20 protein-coding genes and 1 tRNA gene are annotated in these 20,460 nt (G+C 51.7%); 15 read left to right on the forward strand and 6 right to left on the reverse strand.

Annotated elements, in window-relative coordinates:
• Window positions 1-4 precede the first annotated feature (4 nt).
• From BCM14_RS01320 to BCM14_RS01340, 5 genes are all read left to right on the forward strand, one after another.
• Window positions 5-1,426: an FAD-binding oxidoreductase gene (locus BCM14_RS01320; RefSeq protein WP_106226206.1), complete on the forward strand. Its 1,422-nt coding sequence runs from the start codon at window positions 5-7 to the stop codon at window positions 1,424-1,426.
• Window positions 1,423-2,919 carry an FAD-linked oxidase C-terminal domain-containing protein gene (locus tag BCM14_RS01325; protein WP_106226207.1) on the forward strand — a complete coding sequence of 499 codons (1,497 nt, stop codon included), beginning with the start codon at window positions 1,423-1,425 and terminating at the stop codon, window positions 2,917-2,919. The genes BCM14_RS01320 and BCM14_RS01325 overlap by 4 nt, the downstream gene beginning before the upstream one ends.
• 7 nt (window positions 2,920-2,926) lie before the next feature.
• Complete coding sequence (gene glcE, locus BCM14_RS01330; protein WP_106226208.1) at window positions 2,927-4,033, forward strand: glycolate oxidase subunit GlcE; 1,107 nt, start codon at window positions 2,927-2,929, stop codon at window positions 4,031-4,033.
• A 59-nt stretch (window positions 4,034-4,092) separates the two neighbouring features.
• Window positions 4,093-5,328: a glycolate oxidase subunit GlcF gene (glcF, locus tag BCM14_RS01335; protein ID WP_106226209.1), complete on the forward strand. Its 1,236-nt coding sequence runs from the start codon at window positions 4,093-4,095 to the stop codon at window positions 5,326-5,328.
• A gap of 110 nt (window positions 5,329-5,438) precedes the next feature.
• Window positions 5,439-5,639, forward strand: a complete 201-nt coding sequence (locus tag BCM14_RS01340; protein WP_106226210.1) for a hypothetical protein — start codon at window positions 5,439-5,441, stop codon at window positions 5,637-5,639.
• Window positions 5,640-5,668: 29 nt separating this feature from the next.
• Here the strand turns inward: BCM14_RS01340 and BCM14_RS01345 are convergent, their stop codons facing one another.
• The 3 genes from BCM14_RS01345 to BCM14_RS01355 are packed head-to-tail and all read right to left on the reverse strand — an operon-like array spanning window position 5,669 to window position 8,561.
• Window positions 5,669-7,117, reverse strand: coding sequence for an NAD(P)(+) transhydrogenase (Re/Si-specific) subunit beta (locus BCM14_RS01345; protein WP_106226211.1), 1,449 nt, complete (start codon window positions 7,115-7,117; stop codon window positions 5,669-5,671).
• Window positions 7,114-7,443: an NAD(P) transhydrogenase subunit alpha part 2 gene (locus BCM14_RS01350; RefSeq protein WP_106226212.1), complete on the reverse strand. Its 330-nt coding sequence runs from the start codon at window positions 7,441-7,443 to the stop codon at window positions 7,114-7,116. Before BCM14_RS01350 ends, BCM14_RS01345 begins: the two co-directional genes overlap by 4 nt.
• Window positions 7,443-8,561 carry a Re/Si-specific NAD(P)(+) transhydrogenase subunit alpha gene (locus tag BCM14_RS01355; protein WP_106226213.1) on the reverse strand — a complete coding sequence of 373 codons (1,119 nt, stop codon included), beginning with the start codon at window positions 8,559-8,561 and terminating at the stop codon, window positions 7,443-7,445. Before BCM14_RS01355 ends, BCM14_RS01350 begins: the two co-directional genes overlap by 1 nt.
• A gap of 84 nt (window positions 8,562-8,645) precedes the next feature.
• Here BCM14_RS01355 and mnmA point away from each other — a divergent pair, with 84 nt between their 5' ends.
• Complete coding sequence (gene mnmA, locus BCM14_RS01360) at window positions 8,646-9,761, forward strand: tRNA 2-thiouridine(34) synthase MnmA (RefSeq protein ID WP_106226214.1); 1,116 nt, start codon at window positions 8,646-8,648, stop codon at window positions 9,759-9,761.
• Between the two features lie 27 nt (window positions 9,762-9,788).
• On the opposite strand, the gene BCM14_RS01365 is transcribed toward mnmA, so the two are convergent.
• Window positions 9,789-10,400: a glutathione S-transferase C-terminal domain-containing protein gene (locus tag BCM14_RS01365; protein ID WP_106226215.1), complete on the reverse strand. Its 612-nt coding sequence runs from the start codon at window positions 10,398-10,400 to the stop codon at window positions 9,789-9,791.
• Window positions 10,401-10,530: 130 nt separating this feature from the next.
• Between BCM14_RS01365 and purB the strand changes: the two genes are divergently transcribed.
• Both purB and BCM14_RS01375 read left to right on the forward strand, forming a co-directional pair.
• On the forward strand, window positions 10,531-11,907 hold the full coding sequence (gene purB / locus BCM14_RS01370; protein ID WP_106226216.1) for an adenylosuccinate lyase: 1,377 nt from the start codon (window positions 10,531-10,533) through the stop codon (window positions 11,905-11,907).
• 14 nt (window positions 11,908-11,921) lie between these two features.
• Entirely contained in the window at window positions 11,922-12,377 is a 456-nt protein-coding gene (locus tag BCM14_RS01375) for a c-type cytochrome (protein WP_106226217.1), read from the forward strand.
• A 73-nt stretch (window positions 12,378-12,450) separates the two neighbouring features.
• On the opposite strand, the gene pcaD is transcribed toward BCM14_RS01375, so the two are convergent.
• Window positions 12,451-13,227: a 3-oxoadipate enol-lactonase gene (gene pcaD / locus BCM14_RS01380; protein WP_259673354.1), complete on the reverse strand. Its 777-nt coding sequence runs from the start codon at window positions 13,225-13,227 to the stop codon at window positions 12,451-12,453.
• Between the two features lie 68 nt (window positions 13,228-13,295).
• The gene (locus tag BCM14_RS01385; protein ID WP_106226219.1) at window positions 13,296-13,994 is read right to left on the reverse strand and encodes a cytochrome b/b6 domain-containing protein; all 699 of its coding nucleotides are present in this window, start codon (window positions 13,992-13,994) and stop codon (window positions 13,296-13,298) included.
• A gap of 54 nt (window positions 13,995-14,048) precedes the next feature.
• On the opposite strand from BCM14_RS01385, the gene BCM14_RS01390 reads away from it, so the two are divergent.
• The 7 genes from BCM14_RS01390 (at window position 14,049) to BCM14_RS01420 (ending at window position 20,447) form a co-directional block, all read left to right on the forward strand.
• A complete protein-coding gene (locus BCM14_RS01390) occupies window positions 14,049-15,089 on the forward strand; it encodes an ABC transporter ATP-binding protein (RefSeq protein ID WP_106226220.1) in 1,041 nt (346 codons plus the stop codon).
• 88 nt (window positions 15,090-15,177) lie between these two features.
• Window positions 15,178-16,470, forward strand: coding sequence for an ABC transporter substrate-binding protein (locus tag BCM14_RS01395; protein WP_106226231.1), 1,293 nt, complete (start codon window positions 15,178-15,180; stop codon window positions 16,468-16,470).
• Window positions 16,470-17,348, forward strand: coding sequence for a carbohydrate ABC transporter permease (locus BCM14_RS01400; RefSeq protein ID WP_106226221.1), 879 nt, complete (start codon window positions 16,470-16,472; stop codon window positions 17,346-17,348). Before BCM14_RS01395 ends, BCM14_RS01400 begins: the two co-directional genes overlap by 1 nt.
• Window positions 17,345-18,214, forward strand: a complete 870-nt coding sequence (locus BCM14_RS01405) for a carbohydrate ABC transporter permease (protein ID WP_259673355.1) — start codon at window positions 17,345-17,347, stop codon at window positions 18,212-18,214. Before BCM14_RS01400 ends, BCM14_RS01405 begins: the two co-directional genes overlap by 4 nt.
• Before the next feature lie 89 nt (window positions 18,215-18,303).
• A complete protein-coding gene (gene cynS / locus BCM14_RS01410; protein ID WP_106226232.1) occupies window positions 18,304-18,747 on the forward strand; it encodes a cyanase in 444 nt (147 codons plus the stop codon).
• A 71-nt stretch (window positions 18,748-18,818) separates the two neighbouring features.
• Window positions 18,819-20,189 carry a surface-adhesin E family protein gene (locus BCM14_RS01415; RefSeq protein ID WP_106226223.1) on the forward strand — a complete coding sequence of 457 codons (1,371 nt, stop codon included), beginning with the start codon at window positions 18,819-18,821 and terminating at the stop codon, window positions 20,187-20,189.
• 181 nt (window positions 20,190-20,370) lie between these two features.
• Window positions 20,371-20,447 (forward strand) — tRNA-Met (locus BCM14_RS01420).
• The last annotated feature ends 13 nt before the right edge of the window (window positions 20,448-20,460 follow it).

A 20,460-nucleotide genomic window follows, 5' to 3' on the forward strand; every position in this document is an offset into this window, starting at 1 on the left:
TAGGATGAACGCACCCCACAATCTACAAATGCTGCGTAAACCGTTGCCTGCAGAGATGTCCTCTGCGCTACAGCAATTATTTGGTGAGCGGTTTTCGACAGGTCAGGCCGTGCGCGAACACCACGGCAAGGACGAGTCTGCTTATCCAAACATGTTGCCTGATGCGGTCGTGTTTGCGCTAACGACTGAGGAAGTTGTGGCGGTTGTCAACCTTTGTAATCAGTATCAAGTGCCGCTCATACCATTCGGTGCGGGTTCATCACTTGAAGGTCACCTGCTGGCGGTCGAAGGCGGCATCAGCCTTGATGTGAACGGTATGAATCAAATCATTTCGCTCGACGCTGAAGACCAAACTGTGACGGTGCAGCCCGGTTTGACCCGTAAACAGCTAAACGAGCAAATTCGTGATTCTGGCTTGTTTTTCCCGATTGATCCTGGTGCGGATGCTTCACTTGGTGGCATGGCCTCAACCCGGGCGTCGGGTACGAACGCGGTCAGATACGGCACCATGCGTGAAAATGTCGTGTCATTGACTGTTGTGACGGCGCAGGGCAAAGTCATCAAGACCTCACGTCGGGCGCGCAAGTCGTCTGCTGGTTACGATCTGACGCGCTTGTTTGTCGGCAGTGAAGGGACATTGGGTGTGATTACTGAAGTCACCGTAAAACTTTACCCTCAACCTGAGGCCGTGAGTGCAGCGGTGTGTAACTTCCCCTCTGTCAATGATGCTGTGCAGTGCGTCATTCAGGCTATCCAAATGGGCGTGCCGCTTGCCCGTGTCGAACTGATGGATACTGCTGCTGTGCATGCCAGTAATCGCTACAGCAAACTGACTTTGCGCGAGACCCCCTTGCTGTTGTTCGAATTCCACGGCAGTCAGCACAGCGTGAAAGAACAAGCTGAGATCGTGCAAGACATTGCCAAAGAATGCGGTGGCATGGATTTCGACTGGGCCGAACGTACTGAGGACCGCAATCGGCTTTGGACCGCCCGCCACAACGCTTACTTCGCCGGTTTGCAATTGCGGCCAGGCTGCCGGGCCAGTACAACGGACGTTTGTGTACCGATTTCGCGTCTGGCTGAATGTATCAACGAAACCACGGCCGAGTTAGAGAAAGCAAGCTTCCCGACTACCATCGTTGGCCATGTAGGTGATGGCAATTTTCATGTGCTGATGTTGCTTGATCCTAATGATGCCGCGCAATGGGAGGAGTCTGAGCGTATCAATCAGAACATCGTTCGTCGCGCGCTTGAAATGGACGGTACGTGCACCGGCGAGCATGGTATTGGTTTGCATAAGATTCAGTTCATGGCGCAAGAGCACGGCGAAGATGCGCTCGATTTAATGCGTACGATCAAAAAATCCTTTGATCCAAATAATATTTTGAATCCTGGCAAGATCATCACAGTGGATTACTCTCTATGAACGCGATCACTGATGAGGGCTTGATGCGTGCGGTGGGTGTAGATGCCGAGCAGGTGGTGACCGAGCTCTTGAAGATCTTGCCGGCTCATTGCGTATTAAGTCGAAAAGAAGATTCACGACCCTACGAATGTGACGGTCTGTCGCTGTACCGTTCCGTGCCGATGGCTGTTGTTCTGCCTGAGACTGAGAAGCAAATACAGGATGTGTTGCTCACCTGTAGACGACTTAACGTGCCCGTGGTGGCTCGGGGTGCCGGCACAGGCTTATCAGGTGGCGCCATGCCGCATGCACAGGGGGTGTTGCTGGGTTTAGCCAAGCTCAATAAGATTAAACGGATTGATGCCGCTGCAGCGATCGCAGTGGTTGAGCCTGGTGTGCGCAACTTGGCCGTCTCAGAAGCCGTTGCCCCCTATGGTCTTTACTACGCACCAGATCCTTCGAGTCAGATTGCTTGCACGATTGGCGGTAATGTCGCTGAAAACTCAGGTGGGGTGCATTGCCTTAAATATGGGTTGACCATACACAATGTCCTGAAGGTCAGGATGATTACGATTGACGGTGACATCGTCGAGTTAGGATCGCTTGCACCTGATAGTCCCGGTCCGGACTTGCTCTCAGTCTTTGTCGGATCCGAAGGGATGCTCGGCGTTGTGACCGAAGTGACTTTGAAGCTCACGCCTAAGCCCGCACTGGCCCGCGTGATCATGGCGAGTTTTGATGATGTTGAGGACGCCAGCCGCGCCGTATCAGAAATCATTGCAGCCGGCATCATCCCAGCAGGCCTTGAGATGATGGATAAGCAAGCGACTCAAATGGTTGAGCCCTTCGTCAAAGCTGGTTACGACACTGAAGCAGCCGCTATTTTATTATGTGAGTCTGATGGTGCCGTTGAAGAAGTGGCAGACGAAGTAGCCCGAATGGAAGCTGTTTTTCAGCGTGTTGGTGCAACCAAACTACAGGTGTCCGAATCCGAGTCACAACGGCTGTTATTTTGGGCTGGCAGAAAAAATGCTTTCCCTGCCGCAGGTCGCGTATCACCTGACTACTACTGCATGGACGGCACTATTCCCAGACGAAGTTTGGGGCAAGTATTAAACGCAATCACGGCCATGGAGACTCAATTTAATCTTCGCTGCGCCAACGTGTTTCATGCGGGTGACGGTAATCTCCATCCACTGATTATGTTTGACTCAAACAGCGCAGACGAAGTCCTGCGGGCCGAGGACTTCGGCGCAGCCATCCTCGAACTTTGTGTCGAAGTGGGTGGCACTATCACTGGTGAGCATGGTGTGGGCATGGAGAAAATCAACCAGATGTGCGTGCAGTTCTCACGAGATGAGCTGGATAAGTTTCTTGGTGTGAAACGGGCCTTTGATCCTGCAACCTTACTCAATCCAGAGAAAGTTGTGCCGACATTGGCACGCTGTGCTGAGTACGGCAAGATGCATGTTCATGGTGGTGTTCTGCCGTTTGCGAATTTGCCCAGGTTTTAACGACAGCATGAATAGTCAACTTGAATTATTGCGTGAGAAGATCAAACGCGCTGCCGCTGAATCAAAAGTAATCCTCATTAAAGGTGGCAACACCAAAGCGTTCTACGGCAACACGGGCACCCGCGACGAGGCTAGCCCGATCGAGCTAGACATGACAAGCCTGACGGGGGTGATTAATTACGAGCCTACCGAACTGGTCATCACCGCTTGGGCTGGGACTCCTCTGCAGTCCCTCAAAAACCAGCTCGACGCTGCGGGTCAGATGTTTGCCTTCGATCCACCTTCGTTTGGCGAAGGCGCGACCTTGGGTGGTGCAGTTGCAACAGGGCTTTCAGGGCCCATGCGCCATGGTGCAGGCCCGCTGAAAGATTATGTCCTGGGTGCGCATTTACTGGATGCAGAGGGCAAGTTATTGAAGTTTGGCGGCGAGGTCATGAAAAACGTGGCTGGCTACGACGTGTCTCGTTTGCTGACTGGCTCGCTTGGGATGTTTGGCCCCTTGACGCAACTGTCGATAAAAGTTGCGCCCAAACCGCTTGAGGTGGCGACGTTGCAGTTTGAGCTGGATGAACAAGCTGCCCTAGACAAGTGCTTGAGCTGGCGTGCGCAACCCTTGCCTGTCTCTGCGACCGCAACGACACAAGACGGCTTGTTTGTGCGCCTTGCCGGTGCCCCGAGCACAGTTCAATCAGCGCTCGTAAAAATGGGCGGTACCCGAGTGCCAGAGCCAGTGGCTACATCATTCTGGGATGGTTTAAGAGAACAGACGCACCACTTCTTTGAGAGCAGCGCGCAACCTCAGTCAACGCAGGGGCTCTGGCGTCTTGCCGTCGCGCCGCATACGCCTGCTTTGGGTCTTGGTCCAACGCTTACTGAGTGGGGGGGAGGGCAACGCTGGATTAAATCTGATCAGCCTGCAGCCAACCTTCGCGAGATAGCCGCTCGCGCGGGTGGTCACGCGACGTTATTCAGAGCCGCGTTCGGTCAAGGCAATCCCGCAGATGGCGTTTTTCATCCTTTGTCGTCAGGCGTTAGCACGATCGTGCGTCGCTTAAAACAAGAGTTCGACCCGCAAGGCTTGTTTAATCCCAGTCGCTTAGTCTGGGGCGTTTAAGGCCTATCCAGCCTATCAAGCGACAGGTCTCACAGAATAATATTAAGAGCTTCTTCACTATGCAAACCAATCTCGCCCAGTGGGCACTCGAGTCAGATCTTGGTAAAGAGGCCGATGCCATCCTGCGGCGCTGCGTTCACTGTGGGTTTTGTAGTGCTACCTGTCCAACCTATCAAGTTCTGGGTGATGAACTCGATAGCCCGCGTGGCCGTATTTATCTGATCAAAGAAGTGCTCGAGGGTAAAGAACCTACGCAAGCCACACAACAACATCTAGATCGTTGCCTAACCTGTCGGAACTGCGAGACAACATGCCCGTCAGGGGTTCAATATGGTCACCTTGTTGATATTGGACGAGAGCTTGTCGAGCAGCGCGTTGCCCGCCCAGCAACGCAGCGATTAAAGCGAGCTTTGCTACGTAAAGGTCTGGTTTCACCCTTGTTTGCGCCCGCTTATAAAATCGGTCAGGCAGTGCGTGGCTTCTTGCCCGCTGTACTTAAAAAGAAGTTGCTGGCGAGTCGTCCTGCAGGCGCTATCCCTAGCACCCGACATCATGCCAAACAGGTCTTGATTTTAGCGGGCTGCGTGCAACCCACCATGATGCCCAGCATCGACGCGGCAACGATCAGGGTGCTTGATCGCTTGGGGATCGGCACACAAGTTGCGGCAGGCTCAGGTTGTTGTGGTGCGCTGAACTTTCATCTGGATGATCAAGCGACAGCACTCGATCAGATGCGAGCCAATATTGATGCCTGGTGGCCCCTGATTGAATTGGGGCAGGTGGATGCCATTGTGATGAATGCCTCGGGCTGTGGTGCCATGGTGAATGAATACGCCCACCATTTACGCCACGATGAGCAGTACAAGCTCAAAGCCGAGAAGGTACAGTCTCTCGTTCATGATGTGGCAGAGCTACTCGCACCTTATGGCGATCAACTGTCCGCTTTGATTGATGCGACCCAACTGCCGTCGCGACCTGTTTTTCATCCACCTTGCACCTTGCAACATTGGCAAGGTCTGCGTCCGCAAAGTGAACAACTGCTCACTAAACTTGGTCTGGCGTTGCAGCCATTTACCGAGACTCATCTTTGCTGTGGTTCATCAGGTACCTACTCGGTCTTGCAACCCGAGATTTCGACCGCTTTGCGGGATCGTAAGCTGACTCAGCTCAACGAGGCTAAACCTGACATGGTGCTGTCCTCCAATATCGGTTGTATCGGTCACCTGCAAAGTGGCACCGATACACCTGTCAGACATTGGATTGAAGTCATTGACTTGGCGTTGAAGCCAGCCTGAGTCGGCTAGCTGGTTGTTACTATTGTTTACAGAATACGCGGGTGCTACGCATTGAACTAGCTATTATTCACTTTTAAAATTCAGTCTCAGCTCACTAGATAAATTTTAAAATGGATAGTCGACTTACTCGAATAGAGGCACTCATCCCGACCCTCGCAACGCGCGAAGATCTGGCGCGCTTAGAAACCAGAATGGAAACCACCATTCACAGAGAGATCAGCACGCTAACCTGGCGCCTGCTGATTTTTTTAGTGACTTTCCTTCCCGGTGTATTCGCAGGTGTTTTTTACGTTGCTCGAAACGTACACTAAGTATTGCAAACTCGTCACGATAAAACTCGTCAAGAGTTCTCAACCGCCTTAATGATATCTTCGATCACCTTCTTTGCATCACCAAATACCATCATGGTTTTGTCGAGATAGAAGAGTTCGTTGTCCAGACCGGCATAACCCGCAGCCATCGAGCGTTTATTAACGATAATGTTGCGTGCCTTATAAGCCTCAAGGATTGGCATACCAGCAATGACTGATTTGGGATCATTCTTGGCCGCAGGATTAACGACGTCGTTTGCGCCTAGCACCAACACCACATCCGTCTGCGAAAACTCACTATTGATGTCGTCCATCTCGAACACCTGATCGTAGGGGACTTCTGCCTCTGCGAGCAGCACGTTCATGTGGCCTGGCATACGGCCAGCCACAGGATGGATGGCATACTTAACTGTGACGCCGTGCGCGATCAGTTTTTCTACCAGCTCTTTCAGCGCATGTTGGGCACGTGCGACTGCCAGGCCATAGCCAGGCACGATGATGACCGTCTCTGCATTGGTTAGCAGAAAGGCCGCATCATCAGAGCTGCCGCTTCTGACGTTGCGTTGGGCTTGCGCGCCAGCCGCACCGCCGGCCTCGGGGGTTGCACCAAAGCCACCCATGATCACGTTGATGAACGACCGGTTCATGGCCTTACACATGATGTAAGACAGGATGGCGCCTGACGAACCCACCAAAGACCCCGCAATGATAAGCATGGGGTTGTTTAGCGAGAAACCAATTCCTGCGGCAGCCCAGCCTGAATAGCTATTGAGCATCGACACAACGACGGGCATATCCGCACCACCGATTGGGATGATGATCAGCACACCGAGCACAAAGGCTAGTGCTGTCATGATGACAAAAGGTGTCCAGCTTTGTGTCAGCATGAAAGCAATGCCGCAGCCGAGCATGGTCAACGCGACCAGCAAATTGAAGAGATGCTGACCTTTAAAGACGACGGGCGCACCTTGAAACAAACGAAATTTATATTTGCCGGATAGTTTGCCAAAAGCAATGACCGAGCCAGAGAAGGTGACCGCACCGACGAAGGTGCCGATGAACAATTCAAGACGATTACCCACGGGGATAGGGTCACCGGCAGCCATCACGAGCTTAAAGGCTTGAGGTTCAGCAACAATCGCGATTGCAATGGCCACAGCGGCCAAGCCGATCATGCTGTGCATGAAGGCAACCAGCTCTGGCATCTTGGTCATCTCCACGCGCTTGGCCATCAAGGTGCCGACGCTGCCGCCGATCAAGAGGCCAAGTAGCACCCAACCCAAACCAGCAACACTCATTCCGGTGCGTGCCTGACCGACAATCAGTACCGCCGTTGTGACGACGGCGATCAACATGCCAACCATGCCAAAAGCGTTACCCAGGCGCGACGTGTTGGGATGAGATAGTCCCTTTAAGGCTTGGATGAAACAAATTGAGGCGATCAGATACAAAAGGGTTACTAGATTCATGGAGATCATTTGACGTCTCCCTGAGCTTTAGCAGGTAAGGCTTTTTTATCTTTTTTCTTGAACATTTCTAACATTCTTCTGGTCACTAAAAAGCCGCCAAAGACATTCACGGCCGCTAGGGCTACGGCAAAAACGCCCATGCCGCGTGCCAAACCGCCCTCTGTCAACCCTGCGGCGAGCATCGCACCCACAATGATGATTGCAGAGATGGCGTTTGTGACAGCCATCAAGGGCGTATGAAGCGCGGGGGTGACGTTCCAAACGACGTGATAGCCCACGTATATCGCTAAAACAAAAATGATCACATTGATCAAGGTGTGGTCAATTGCTTCCATTAGTTTTTCCTTTTGACTTCGCCATTGGCGCACATCAAGCAAGCTTGTACGATTTCGTCCTCATGATTGATGGCGAGTTTGGCGTCTTTATCGATGATGAGCTTCAGAAAATCCATCAGGTTGCGCGAATAAAGCGCTGAGGCGTCCGTCGCCACCATGCCAGGCAAATTGGTCAGACCAACGAGTTTTACTCCGTGGTGTTCGACAACTTCGCCTTTGACTGAAAGCGGGCAGTTACCACCACGCTCAACTGCCAAATCAACGATGACAGAGCCAGGCTTCATGCCAAACACCGTTTCTGCTGAGACTAGAGTGGGTGCAGGGCGGCCGGGGATTAAAGCGGTCGTGATGACGATGTCTGCTTGTTTGCAACGCTCAGCGACCAGCACGGCTTGGCGAGCCATCCAGGAGGCTGGCATGGGTCGTGCATAGCCGCCAACACCTTTGGCAATTTCGCGTTCTTCATCGGTCTCGAAAGGCACGTCGATGAATTTACCGCCCAAGGACTCAATTTGTTCTTTAGCAGCTGGTCGCACGTCAGACGCTTCAACAACGGCGCCTAAGCGCTTGGCCGTTGCAATGGCTTGCAAGCCAGCAACACCGGCCCCTAAAACAACGGCCCGAGCCGCCTTCAAGGTGCCAGCAGCCGTCATCATCATGGGAAACATCCGACCGTAGTAGTGCGCGGCTAATAAAACAGCCTTGTAACCAGCCAAGTTAGCTTGCGACGACAAGACATCCAGGCTTTGTGCCCGGGTAATCCGTGGGGCCGCCTCCAGCGCAAAAGCTGTGATTCCTGCAGCGTTCAGCGCGTTAATGCCTTCGCTATCAAAGGGATCCAGCATGCCAACCACCACTGTCCCTGACTTGATTTTGCTTATTTCTTCGGGTGAGGGTGCTCTGACTTTTAAAATCAGTTCTGCGTCCAGGCACTGTGCCGACGCGGCCAGCTTGGCACCCGCTGCGGTGTAGGCTTCGTCGGTAAAATGCGCAGCGAGCCCCGCACCCGGTTCGACCAGGACTTCGTGTCCAGCTGTGACGTATTTCTTTACCGTCTCTGGTGTGCCAGCCACTCTGGTTTCGTGATCGCGAGTTTCTCGCAGGATTCCGATTCGCATAGATCTGTCCGTCTATTAGGTAAAAAGAATTGTTTATACACCAGACCAGCCAACTGTTTGAGTCAGACTACAATTTAGCTAATTATGACAAACCCTAAACTTTCAAAAAAACGCGTGGTGGTCGGCATGTCCGGCGGCGTCGATTCTTCCGTGACTGCGTGGTTGCTTAAAGAGCAAGGCTACGAGGTGATCGGTTTGTTCATGAAAAACTGGGAAGACGACGACGACTCTGAATATTGCTCGACCCGTCAAGACTGGCTCGATGCAGCGAGCGTCGCAGATGTCGTAGGCGTTGATATCGAAGCCGTCAATTTTGCAGCCGAGTACAAAGATCGCGTTTTTGCGGATTTCTTGCGAGAATACTCAGCCGGTCGTACCCCCAATCCAGATGTCTTGTGTAACGCCGAGATTAAATTCAAGGCTTTCTTAGATCACGCAATGTCTTTAGGCGCAGACCACATTGCAACCGGCCACTATGCCCGTGTCAGAAAAGTGACCGACGAATCAGGCGAGCGCTATGAGTTACTCAAGGCGCTTGATCACACCAAGGATCAAAGTTATTTTTTGCACCGATTAAACCAAGCCCAGCTGGCAAAAACCTTATTCCCGCTCGGTGAAATCGCCAAAACAGAAGTACGTCGTATTGCTCACGACTTAGGTTTGCCCAATGCTGCCAAGAAAGACTCGACTGGGATTTGTTTTATTGGTGAACGACCTTTTCGTGAATTTCTGAATCGTTATTTACCTACCAAGCCTGGTCCGATATTGACCGAAGCCGGCGAGCAAATTGGTACTCACCATGGCTTGTCTTTTTACACAATCGGTCAGCGCAAGGGTCTGGGCGTCGGTGGCGTAAAGGGTCAACAAGGGGAGGACGGCACGGGCCCGATTTGGTACGTTGCCCGCAAAGACATGGCTAACAATGCGCTTTATGTTGTGGCGGGGCACGATCACCCGTGGTTGCTCGACGAGCACCTGCTTGCTGAACAGGCTAGTTGGGTGGCGGGTCCACCCCCTGCTTTAGGTCAGTATTGCGCCAAGACCAGATATCGGCAGGCGGACTCGTCGTGTTCAGTGACACAAACGGAAGGCAGGCAGTTTAAATTGTCTTTCGACGAGCCGCAGTGGGCGGTGACACCCGGGCAATCCGCCGTCTTGTACGACGGGGATGTGTGCCTCGGGGGTGGGATTATTGACTGACGTTTATTGATAAATTAGGCCGCAACTTCAAGCCGCAACAGGCACGGTATCGAGAAACGATTGCCGGGCAGCTAGCTTCTGGTACAGCCGATCAAGGTTTGGATGCTCGTTGCGCCATTCGAGATGAGCAAACCTGAAATCCAACAGGCCTAACAAGCAGCCGACTGCGATATCAGCGAGGGTAAAGTTGATCCCCATGCAAAAGGGGTCGTCACCCAGGCCCTTCTCCATGTGCTCAATGGTTGCCTTGATCTTGCCGTACTGACGCTCTATCCATTCTGCGCTTTGCTGTTTGGCCGGGCGTTGCAGTTCTTTGATGATGATGACGCAGGCATCCATCGCACCATCGGCTAGGGCTTCCCAACATTTGACGGCAGCGCGGTCGCGACCCCCTTGCGGGATTAAGCGGCTGACAGGGGATAAAGTATCTAGGTATTCAACAATCACGGCAGAATCAAACAGTGAACTGTTGTCTTCCATGATAAGGCAGGGTACCTTGCCCAGCGGATTGAATGACTGGATTTTGCTATCAGGGGCCCAAACGTTTTCTAATTCAATTTGGTAGTCGAGTTTTTTTTCAGCCATCACGACGCGAACTTTTCGCACATAAGGACTGGTAATGGAAGCAATGAGTTTCATGAGCCTGCGTCTAAAACGAATTTGACACTTAGTGTATCGTCTAATCCCGTTCTGGATGCGATTTGCTGGGTGATAAAATGATCTCGGCCGATTTTGTCGTTTTTTTTACTTGTTTTTGACCGAAACTCTCATGCAAAGCAACCCAGGTATTACGCTTTTGAACGCCCTTTCTCCGCTAGACGGGCGCTATGCCTCTCGTTGCGATGGCTTAAGACCTTTATTGTCAGAAGGCGGCTTCATGGCCCATCGGGTAGAAGTCGAAATTGCCTGGTTGCTCGGTCTGTCAGAGGCGGGTTTGTCAGAGTTGACCCCTTTCTCTGAGGCGTCAAAGGCCCGTTTGAATGCCCTGGTGTCAAATTTTTCTGAAACCGATGCCCAACGGATCAAAGACATTGAGCGCGTCACCAACCATGACGTCAAAGCGGTCGAGTATTGGCTAAAAGAGAAAGTCGCCGATTCGCCAGAATTAGCGCGAGCGGGTGAATTTATTCACTTTGCCTGTACCTCCGAGGATATTAACAACACGTCACACGCCTTAATGCTGACGCGCGCTCGTGATCAGGTGATTTTGCCTGCGCTCCGGCAGCTATTAACCGCCTTGACTCAGATCGCCCATGATCAAGCGAATCAGCCCATGTTGGCGCGAACGCACGGTCAACCCGCGACCCCTACGACGCTGGGCAAAGAATTTGCTAATGTCGTTGCACGTCTAAAAGATGCGATCGCTAATATTGAACACGTCGTGCCCCTCGCTAAGATGAATGGTGCCACGGGTAATTACAACGCCCATCTGTCGGCTTACCCTGAGATCAACTGGCCCGAATTCAGTGCTGGCGTGCTCGCATGCCTGGGCTTGAAGCAAAACCCGCACACGATTCAAATCGAACCCCATGACTGGATGGCTGCTTTATTTGATTCGCTTAGCCGAGCGAACACGATTTTGCTGGATCTAAATCGGGACGTCTGGGGCTACATCTCCCTGGGTTACTTTAAGCAACGACTGAAAGAGGGTGAAGTAGGGTCGTCGACCATGCCACACAAAGTCAACCCCATTGATTTTGAGAACTCAGAGGGTAATCTGGGCTTGGCCAATGCGATGTTGCGTCACCTGTCCGAGAAACTGCCGATCTCGCGTTGGCAGCGTGACCTGACCGACTCTACCGTATTGCGCAATTTGGGCGTGGCCTTGGGCTACTGCATGGTTGCCTATGATGCCTGCTCGCGCGGGTTGGGCAAGCTTGAAGTCAACGCGGCAGCCATGAATGAAGACCTGGATAATTGCTGGGAAGTCCTGGCCGAACCCATCCAGACGGTGATGCGTCGCTATGGCTTACCCCAGCCTTATGAGCAACTCAAAGCGTTGACCCGCGGCAAAGGTATTACCCAAGAAGCACTGGCTGGTTTTATTGCAGGCTTGGATTTGCCAAATGACGTCAAACAACGTTTGTCAAAGCTGACGCCGCGCAGTTATATTGGTCTGGCAGATCAACTAGCCAAAGATATTTAACGACAGGTACACCCATGAAAAAGACCTCAATATATGCAGTCATGTTTACGTTGCTTGCTTGTATTTGGGCAGGTAGCGCCAGCGCTCAGTTCACCAAGCCCAAGCAGGCAGAAGAGTATCGCGAGGCAGTGATGACTTTAATTTCGTCACATTTTGGTCGGATGGGACCGGTCATGAAAGGCCAGAAACCCTACGACAAAGCAGAGATCCAGGCCAACGTCGCGATTTTGTCAACTCTAGCCGCCTTGCCTTGGCAGGCGTTTCCCGAAGGCACGCAGTCTGAATACGCTTTGGCTGATATCTGGAAGGACCCCGCAGGCTTTAAGGCAGCACAAGAGAAATTTACCTCTGCTGTGGCTAAGTTGTCGGCCGCTGCTGACACCGGCGATTTAGAACAGATCAAGAAGTCTTACGGTGCAGTGGGTGCTTCGTGTAAGTCTTGTCATGATGTTTATCACGAAAAGAAATAATCTTCGTTCGATATTTAGTCTGAATAAAAAGCGCGTTGTGAGAGCACATTGCGCTTTTTATTTTGTAAATTGGCTACGTCCTTAAAAAGCCAAGCAAGGCGGCTGAATAGGCTTGCGGTATTTCAGTCACGGGAATATGCGCTGAAGGCAGATTGACCAGCTTGGCACCTTTGACGCGCGCAAGGATATCCTCTCCACGCGAGGGTGGTGTCGATAAATCAAACTCGCCAACAACGACTAAGGCCGGGATCGCAATCGAGCTTAAACGGTTGACAATGTCCATGTCACGGATAGCAGCACAGCATCCCGCGTAACCCCCAGGCGTTTGCATCAGGACGATGTTTTTAACGCGTCTGAATGCAAGGCTGTTTGCTTGAACGAAGCCTTCAGTAAAGAAACGGCCAAGCACGGCATCAATAATCGAACCCATCCCACTTTGCATGACAGAGTCAATCCGTGCGCCCCAGATCCCGGCAGGGAACTCGAACGCGGTATTGCTCAGCACGACTTTAGCCAGTCCTTGAGGTTGGCGTGCCGCTAACTCCATACCAACCATGCCACCCAGTGAGATCCCTGCGTAGCTGAAAGTCTGTAATTTTGCTGCACTGATTACTGCTTGAACATCATCCACCAGCGTGTTCAGCGAATAGTCGCCGGCCGGGGCATCCGAGCCACCGTGCCCGCGCATATCAAAGCGTACGACATAAAAATGCTGCATCAATTCGTCAAGAATCGGATCCCAGAGTGTTACATCCGTGCCCAGTGAATTACCTAGCACCAGACCTGGCAAACTTGGATCCCCATCACCACGCCAGTAAATACGACAGGATTGATTGTGAGCGATTGGCACGTTTAGTCTCCTTGAAATTGTTGAGTGATAGTGCAGGCAAGAGAGCAGGTAGGCAAGATGTTTTTTGTTTAGGATAGCTGGATTAAATAATAGGCAGCGCAGGCGAGGACTACTGCAATGCCAAGCGCCCACAGCCTAAGCGTCAGCGTATCCCGAGCTTCGGTCGTCTCGAGCGGCAGTCGATTAGTGGGCACGTTCCCGGTAATCATTGGTTTGACTAGGCCATGTCCTCGCAAGGTGTAAACAAGAATAGCCACCAGATGCAGCCCAATAAAGATGTATAGCAAGGTCTCGTTAAGATGATGAATCTTGGTTAACAAGTCGCTTGTGCTCTCGCTCACGAACTCGACCAAGGGGCCTTGCGTCATGATTTCATCGCGAGTGAATAGGCCAGTTGTTGCCTGGACCCCAATGCTGACAAGCATGGCCAGCACGGACCAGGCGCCCAAGGGGTTATGTCCGGCCGTTTTTTGATCGGGTACCTTGACCGACTTCAAATAGCGTAAGGTTGCTGCTGGTGAGCGAACGAATTGGCTAAAGCGTGAGTAATGCGAGCCAACGATCCCCCAGATCAATCTGAAGAGCAGCAAGGCCAGGCTGATGATGCCAAACCGTACGTGCCATTCCATCCAGTCGTCTCCCAGTTTCACCGTTGCAACCGCGCCTGTGACCGAGAGCGCGAACAGCATATGAAAAAGCCTAAGGGGCAGATCCCAGATGCGGGTTGACGTCCTTGCCTGCGATACTGTTTTAATGTGTTCAGTCATATTTCTGTCATATTTGTCGCGTTAGATTACGGGACTATGTGATGGGTAGCCCTTATGCAAGCAGTCACCTTCGAACAAGTCAGCAAATCCTGGGGATCAGTTGTCGCGCTGGGGGCAACGGATTTAGCTATCCCCGCACACCAGTTTACGGTACTGCTTGGCCCGTCGGGTTGTGGCAAAACCACGACCCTGAGATTGATCGCTGGGCTCGAGGCTCCAACGAGCGGTCAGATCCAGATTTTTGGTCGGGATGTCACCCATACGCACGCCTCAGCGCGAGGCGTGTCCATGGTGTTTCAGAGTTACGCCTTGTTCCCCCATCTGTCAGTCGCTGAGAACATTGTGTTCGGTTTGCGTGTTCGCAAATTGCCTCAAGCGGTGATCGATCAAAAACTAAAGCACGTGATAGACCTCTTGGGTTTGAGACAACAGATCGATCGTAAACCTGCGCAACTGTCAGGCGGACAGCAGCAGCGTGTTGCCCTAGCGCGAGCTTTGGTGGCCGATAGCCAGCTGTGTTTAATGGATGAGCCCTTATCCAATCTGGATGCCCAGTTAAGACAAGAGATGCGGCAAGAGCTGCGTGCCTTGCAACAAACACTCAACTTGTCAGTGGTCTACGTCACGCACGATCAGATTGAGGCCATGAGCATGGCAGATCAAGTGGTGTTGTTGAATGCCGGGCGTGTTGAGCAAGTCGCGAAACCGGTGGATTTGTACCAACGACCAGCAAGTTTGTTCGCGGCTAAGTTCATTGGACAAACGCCAATGAATATTTGGCCGCTTGATGGACACCACCTTCAATCAAGCACCCTGCGCGTGCAGCCGCCAGCGGGTGCTAAGTGGTTAGGCGTCAGACCAGAAGCACTCCTGCTCAATGCCACGGCAGACCAGGTATTTGAGGGCAGGATTGAAAAAATTGAATATACCGGTGCGGATGCCTTGGTCACCCTCACCAGTCAAGGGCTTAGCTTGATTGCGCGAATTGCCGGTGAGGCGATGACCGGCTTGCTCGGATCCTCAAACGCTTCGATCGGTGTCGGTTGGGCCAGCAGTGCCCAACACTGGTTTGACGAGCACGGTGCTGTCATATGACTCCACTAAGCTTTTGCCAGCGGTTGTTTTGCGTTTGCTATTTTGTTTGTTATTCAGTTCGCAATTGACCAATTATCAGGAGAGTTCAGTGAAACGTTTATTAAAATCCATCGCGGTTGCTTCGACAACTATTTGCCTAGGTTTGGGACTGAGCGCCGCGGCGTTTGCTAAGACCGATATTTCGTTTTATTTCCCCATTGCTGTGGGCGGCCCCATTACTAAAATCATTGACCAATATGCCAGTGATTTCAATAAAGATAATCCAGAGCTCAATATCGTTCCTGTCTATGCAGGGACGTATCAAGAAACTATTGTCAAAGTCTTGACGGCCCATAAGGCAGGCAAGCCTCCGGCAGCGGGCATCTTGTTGTCGACTGACACTTTTACTCTGGTTGACGAAGATGCCATCGTCCCGGTTGATGGCTTTGTAAAAACCGACGCTGACCGTGCCTGGCTGAAAGGATTTTTTCCCGCTTTTATGCTGAATGGTCAGATCAATAACAAGACTTGGGGGGTCCCTTTCCAGCGCTCGACCGTCGTGATGTTCTGGAACAAAAACCTGTTTAAAGCAGCCGGCTTAGATCCTGAAAAAGCACCTAAAACCTGGCAAGAAACGATTGATATGGGCAAGAAATTGACCCAAAAGGATGCAAGCGGCAACGTGACGCAGTGGGGTATTCAAGTCCCCTCGAGTGGTTTTCCTTACTGGTTGTATCAGGGCTTCAGCACACAAAGCGATGCGATTCTGGCGAACCAAGATGGCACGACAGTTAAGTTTGATGACGCAAACGCCATCGCGGCTTTGCAGTACTGGGTCGACTTATCTAAAAAGCACAACATTTCGCCAGCTGGAGTGGTCGAGTGGGGCACCACACCGCGCGACTTTTTAGAAGGCAAAGCTGCCATGATCTGGACGACAACGGGCAATCTGACCAATATTCGCAGTAACGCCAAGTTCGATTTTGGCGTGGCCATGTTGCCTGAGGGCAAACGTCGCGGCTCGCCAACGGGTGGTGGTAACTTCTTTATCTTCAAAAAGACCAGCCCCGCCGAGCAAGAAGGTGCCTATAAATTTGCCAAGTGGTTGACGCAACCTGAGCGTGCCGCCCAATGGAGCATTGACACCGGCTACGTTGCTGTCTCACCTGCCGCTTACGACACACCCGCTTTGAAAAAGTACACGACTGATTTCCCACCTGCCTTGGTGGCTCGCGATCAATTGCCGTTTGCGGTTGCAGAGTTCTCAACACACGACAATCAACGCGTGACCAAAGCGCTCAATGATGGTTTGCAGGCTGCGCTCACCGGTGCCAAGACACCAGAGCAAGCCCTTAAAGACGCTCAAGTTGAGGCGACTCGCTTATTGCGTAGTTACAAGTAATGAGGGGGCGGGTAGTGAAACAGATTCATGCTTATCTGCTTTTGCTACCCGCTTTATTCTTCTTGTTCGTTTTTACGCATTACCCTGCGCTGACTACGCTGATTGATAGTTTTATGTCCACCCCCAAAGCAGGCCGCAGCGCCGTCTATGTGGGGATGGAAAACTATCAGATCATGATCGAAGATCCAGTCTTTTGGCGTTCACTGAGCAATAATTTGTGGTTTGCGGCCCTGACCATCCCCTTGTCGATCGGCTTGTCATTAATGATGGCTTTGTGGGTCAATAAAAAGTTGGCTGGTCAGTGGTTTTTACGGACCTCATTTTTTCTGCCAACGATTTTGCCCATGATTGCCGTGGCAAATATCTGGATATTTTTCTACACCCCTGGCTACGGTCTCTTTAATCAAGGCTTGCAAACGCTCGGTTTCGCTGGGCAGAACTGGCTTGGCGACCCTCGCTTCGCGCTGGGCGCAGTCATTGTCGTAGCAGTCTGGAAACAAGCTGGCTTTTTTATGATTTTTTATCTGGCAGCTTTGCAAAGCTTGAGCCCCAGCCTTAGAGAGGCAGCTGATATCGAAGGGGCGAGCAGCTGGTATTTTTTTAGACGGATTCAATGGCCTTTGCTGATGCCGACCACTATTTTTGTGTTGATAAACGCCGTAATCGATGCTTTCAGAATGGTTGATCACATCATCGTGATGACGCACGGCGGGCCTGATAATGCGTCGTCCGTCCTGCTGTATTTTTTGTACCAGATCGGGTTCCAGTTCTGGGATCAAGGCTATGCCTCGGCGTTGACCGTGGTGTTGCTCATGACACTCGCAGTGATCGGTTTGATTCAGTTCTTTACGCTGGATCGTCGGGCGCACTATCAATGACATCCCGAACAATGGCACCGCTATCAGTGAAACTGCGATCGCTGAGCTCGCTGATTAGTCGATCTGGGGTGTTGAGCCTGTCCGTGATCGGATCCTGGCTGCTGGCGCTGTTGTGGATTTGCCCGTTACTTTATGCCGTGTGGGCTGCAGTTCACCCAAGCGAGTTCGCGACTCGCTTTGTCCTGTCTGCGCCTTTGACGTTCGATAACTTTACTGCCGCTTGGCAGGCTGCACCTTTTGCCCGCTACTTCTTGAACACCTTTATGTTGGTCACCTTGATCTTGGTGATTCAATTGATCATCTGCACCTTGGCCGCTTATGCTTTTGCCCGCTACGAGTTTTTAGGCAAAAACCTGTTGTTTGCGCTGGTACTGGTGCAGCTCACGATCATGCCCGAAATTCTGATTGTTAAGAACTATCAAACGCTGACCGCAGTGGGGTTAGTCGATACGCTCTTTGGGATCGGTTTGCCTTATTTTGCCTCCGCGTTTGCGATCTTTTTGTTGCGACAGACTTTTAAAAGCATTCCCAAAGAACTTGTTGAGGCAGCAGAGATGGAGGGCGCCACGTCCATGGAGGTCCTTCGGCATGTCTATATCCCTCTGGCGAAACCCACCTTTGTTGCCTTTGCTTTGATCTCAGTCAGTTTTCACTGGAACAACTTCCTTTGGCCGCTGGTGGTCAGCAACTCGGTGACTTCAAGACCTTTAACCGTGGGCTTGCAGGTCTTTTCTTCTTCGGATCAAGGCATTGATTGGTCTATCATCACCGCAGCAACCCTGATGTCGTGCGCACCACTACTCATCGGGTTTTTGATTTTTCAGCGACAGTTCGTGCAATCTTTTATGCGGGCAGGTATTAAATAGCCTCAGATGGCATGTTAATTGCTTAGCTGGATAGCTCTGTTAATTCACTCTGGAGACTTCTCATGAAATCAACCGCTATCACCAAGCCCATGACCCGCGAAGACGTAACAGACCTCATTTACTCAGCCAAAGTACAAAAAGGGCTGAAGTGGTCTGATATCGCAGTCAAGCTCAAATTATCCAAAGAATGGGTCACGGCGTGTTGCTTGGGTCAGATGACTTGCACCAAGCAGCAAGCAACCATCCTGGGCAAAATATTCGATCTGCCGCCAGAAGCCGTCAAAATCCTGCAAGTCGTGCCCTACAAGGGCTCTTTGCCTACTCAGGTACCGACTGATCCTTTGATCTATCGCTGGTACGAAATCGTTAGCGTCTATGGCACCACCATCAAAGAACTCATTCATGAAGAGTTCGGTGACGGCATCATGAGCGCAATTGATTTCTCGATGGATATCACGCGCGAGCCTGATCCCAAAGGCGACCGGGTCAACGTGGTTTTGTCCGGTAAATTTTTGCCCTATAAAACCTATTGATTGCTGGCAAGCTTGCGCACAAAACAAATCAATATTAAGGTGGTGGTGCATGCAGTTAAATAGGGTGCACCATGAGGCGATTAAAACAATTAGCTCAAACCTCGGTCTTGATTTGCTTGTGTGTTGCTGTGCAAGCGGTCGCTGCCCAAAGCTGGATACAGCTGCAAAAAGTCGCGGGCGATTCAAGCAATGCGCTCAACAATCAAGCTGTTGATGTTTTGTACTCTCCGGCCATTGATCGCAAAGGCGATCTGGCGACTGTTTCGCTCTTGAATAATGTGTTCCCCTACAAAGAGGGGGCGTCGGCAATTGTCGATGTCGAGTTCAATTGTGTGGACAGCGTTTTTCGGTTTAAACGCTTAACAGTTTATCCAAGTGCAAACGCAAAAGGGCGGCCCGAGACGATTCCCCAGCGGGAGATTGCCAGCGTTGATAACCTGCCTGCCGTAGATGATGATCCTGATCTTGATATGGCAGAGAGTGTGTCTGGTGCGCATTTTGGCGCGCTCAAGCGCATCGCGTGCGATGGCGGAACCCCGACGGACTATTTGAAAGAAGCGACGGGGATCGCTGTCCCGACCGCCCCGAACACGACCAATTTGCCTATTCGACCGAATGTTGAGTATTCGGGACAAGCCACGTGGGTTAAGCTCGGCGCAAATCCCCGAACCGGCACGCTTTTTTACGATACGCAAATATTCAAGAAAGATGACACCTTAATCGTCAAGCTATTAGTAAACCCCTTGCAGGTCGATGCCAAGGATAGAGAATCGGCTTTTGTAGCGCTTGATGGCAAATTAGCAGGCCAGTCACTGGTGCAAAGTTTTGAGCTTAACTGCACGGACAAAACTTGGCGAAGAGGTTGGGTGGCCGTCTACAGTCAGCCTAATGCCCAAGGTCCGATGATCGACACTGAGTTGATGCAAGTTCAAAACGCACAACCCTATCAAGACGCTTTCGAAAAAGCCGAGGGGGCATTTGCGTGGGCTGGTATTAACGGCCGCCCCTTTATGGAGATCAATTCAGGTCGGTTACTAAATATTGTGTGTTTTCGGGCGCCCCCATCGACCTACGCAACCCCCAGCGCCATGGCTGATCTGCCCCCTGACACCCGCAGCACGGGGGGTAAATCAATGAGTCGGTCTTCAACTGAGCAAACCGTTAAAGGCGCCAATGTGGTGTCGGTGGTTTACGGCACTGGGCGGATTGATTATGCCGGTGAAGAAAACGGCAAGCGTATGTGGCTGGAAACCTGGTCTAACGGTACCAAATACCGTCTGCGTGAGGACAGTTTTGATGAGTGGTCGGTCAATTTATTCGATGCTGAGCGCTCGGCCAATGTGCAGCTGGATATGTATCGCAAGGTCATGGTCTACGACGATGGCCTGATCCCCAAGATCGATCCATACCCGCTTGAGAGCTACAAAGCAGGGATGCGCTAGCGGCTTGCTCGATGGTTTGTCGGTACTGACTTGTCGGGAGTGGGCAAAAAATGCTAGAATTTACGACTTCGGTGGATTTGTTTGACGATGATGTTTGACATCGATTTTCAGACTCTTTTACCGTGCTGAGTGCAAGGCTCAGCGTTTCACCGAAGACAGCAAGATACCTCGCACTACAAATGGCGCATTAGCTCAGTCGGTTAGAGCAGCGGAATCATAATCCGAAGGTCCCCTGTTCGAATCAGGGATGCGCCACCAGTAAAATAAAGGG

Origin of the sequence: Jezberella montanilacus (genome assembly GCF_003003055.1) — a bacterium.
GTDB classification, from domain to species: Bacteria; Pseudomonadota; Gammaproteobacteria; order Burkholderiales; family Burkholderiaceae_B; genus Zwartia; species Zwartia montanilacus.

What these genes read in the sequence shown, in the direction of transcription:
- BCM14_RS01345 (WP_106226211.1), bottom strand. Translation starts at nt 7,117, where the DNA reads ATGATCTCCATGAATCTAGTAACCCTTTTGTATCTGATCGCCTCAATT.
- BCM14_RS01350 (WP_106226212.1), bottom strand. Translation starts at nt 7,443, where the DNA reads ATGGAAGCAATTGACCACACCTTGATCAATGTGATCATTTTTGTTTTA.
- purB (WP_106226216.1), top strand. Translation starts at nt 10,531, where the DNA reads ATGCAAAGCAACCCAGGTATTACGCTTTTGAACGCCCTTTCTCCGCTA.
- BCM14_RS01415 (WP_106226223.1), top strand. Translation starts at nt 18,819, where the DNA reads ATGAGGCGATTAAAACAATTAGCTCAAACCTCGGTCTTGATTTGCTTG.
- BCM14_RS01405 (WP_259673355.1), top strand. Translation starts at nt 17,345, where the DNA reads ATGACATCCCGAACAATGGCACCGCTATCAGTGAAACTGCGATCGCTG.
- BCM14_RS01385 (WP_106226219.1), bottom strand. Translation starts at nt 13,994, where the DNA reads ATGACTGAACACATTAAAACAGTATCGCAGGCAAGGACGTCAACCCGC.
- BCM14_RS01390 (WP_106226220.1), top strand. Translation starts at nt 14,049, where the DNA reads ATGCAAGCAGTCACCTTCGAACAAGTCAGCAAATCCTGGGGATCAGTT.
- BCM14_RS01355 (WP_106226213.1), bottom strand. Translation starts at nt 8,561, where the DNA reads ATGCGAATCGGAATCCTGCGAGAAACTCGCGATCACGAAACCAGAGTG.
- glcF (WP_106226209.1), top strand. Translation starts at nt 4,093, where the DNA reads ATGCAAACCAATCTCGCCCAGTGGGCACTCGAGTCAGATCTTGGTAAA.
- BCM14_RS01325 (WP_106226207.1), top strand. Translation starts at nt 1,423, where the DNA reads ATGAACGCGATCACTGATGAGGGCTTGATGCGTGCGGTGGGTGTAGAT.
- BCM14_RS01400 (WP_106226221.1), top strand. Translation starts at nt 16,470, where the DNA reads ATGAGGGGGCGGGTAGTGAAACAGATTCATGCTTATCTGCTTTTGCTA.
- BCM14_RS01320 (WP_106226206.1), top strand. Translation starts at nt 5, where the DNA reads ATGAACGCACCCCACAATCTACAAATGCTGCGTAAACCGTTGCCTGCA.
- BCM14_RS01375 (WP_106226217.1), top strand. Translation starts at nt 11,922, where the DNA reads ATGAAAAAGACCTCAATATATGCAGTCATGTTTACGTTGCTTGCTTGT.
- BCM14_RS01365 (WP_106226215.1), bottom strand. Translation starts at nt 10,400, where the DNA reads ATGAAACTCATTGCTTCCATTACCAGTCCTTATGTGCGAAAAGTTCGC.
- glcE (WP_106226208.1), top strand. Translation starts at nt 2,927, where the DNA reads ATGAATAGTCAACTTGAATTATTGCGTGAGAAGATCAAACGCGCTGCC.
- BCM14_RS01340 (WP_106226210.1), top strand. Translation starts at nt 5,439, where the DNA reads ATGGATAGTCGACTTACTCGAATAGAGGCACTCATCCCGACCCTCGCA.
- cynS (WP_106226232.1), top strand. Translation starts at nt 18,304, where the DNA reads ATGACCCGCGAAGACGTAACAGACCTCATTTACTCAGCCAAAGTACAA.
- mnmA (WP_106226214.1), top strand. Translation starts at nt 8,646, where the DNA reads ATGACAAACCCTAAACTTTCAAAAAAACGCGTGGTGGTCGGCATGTCC.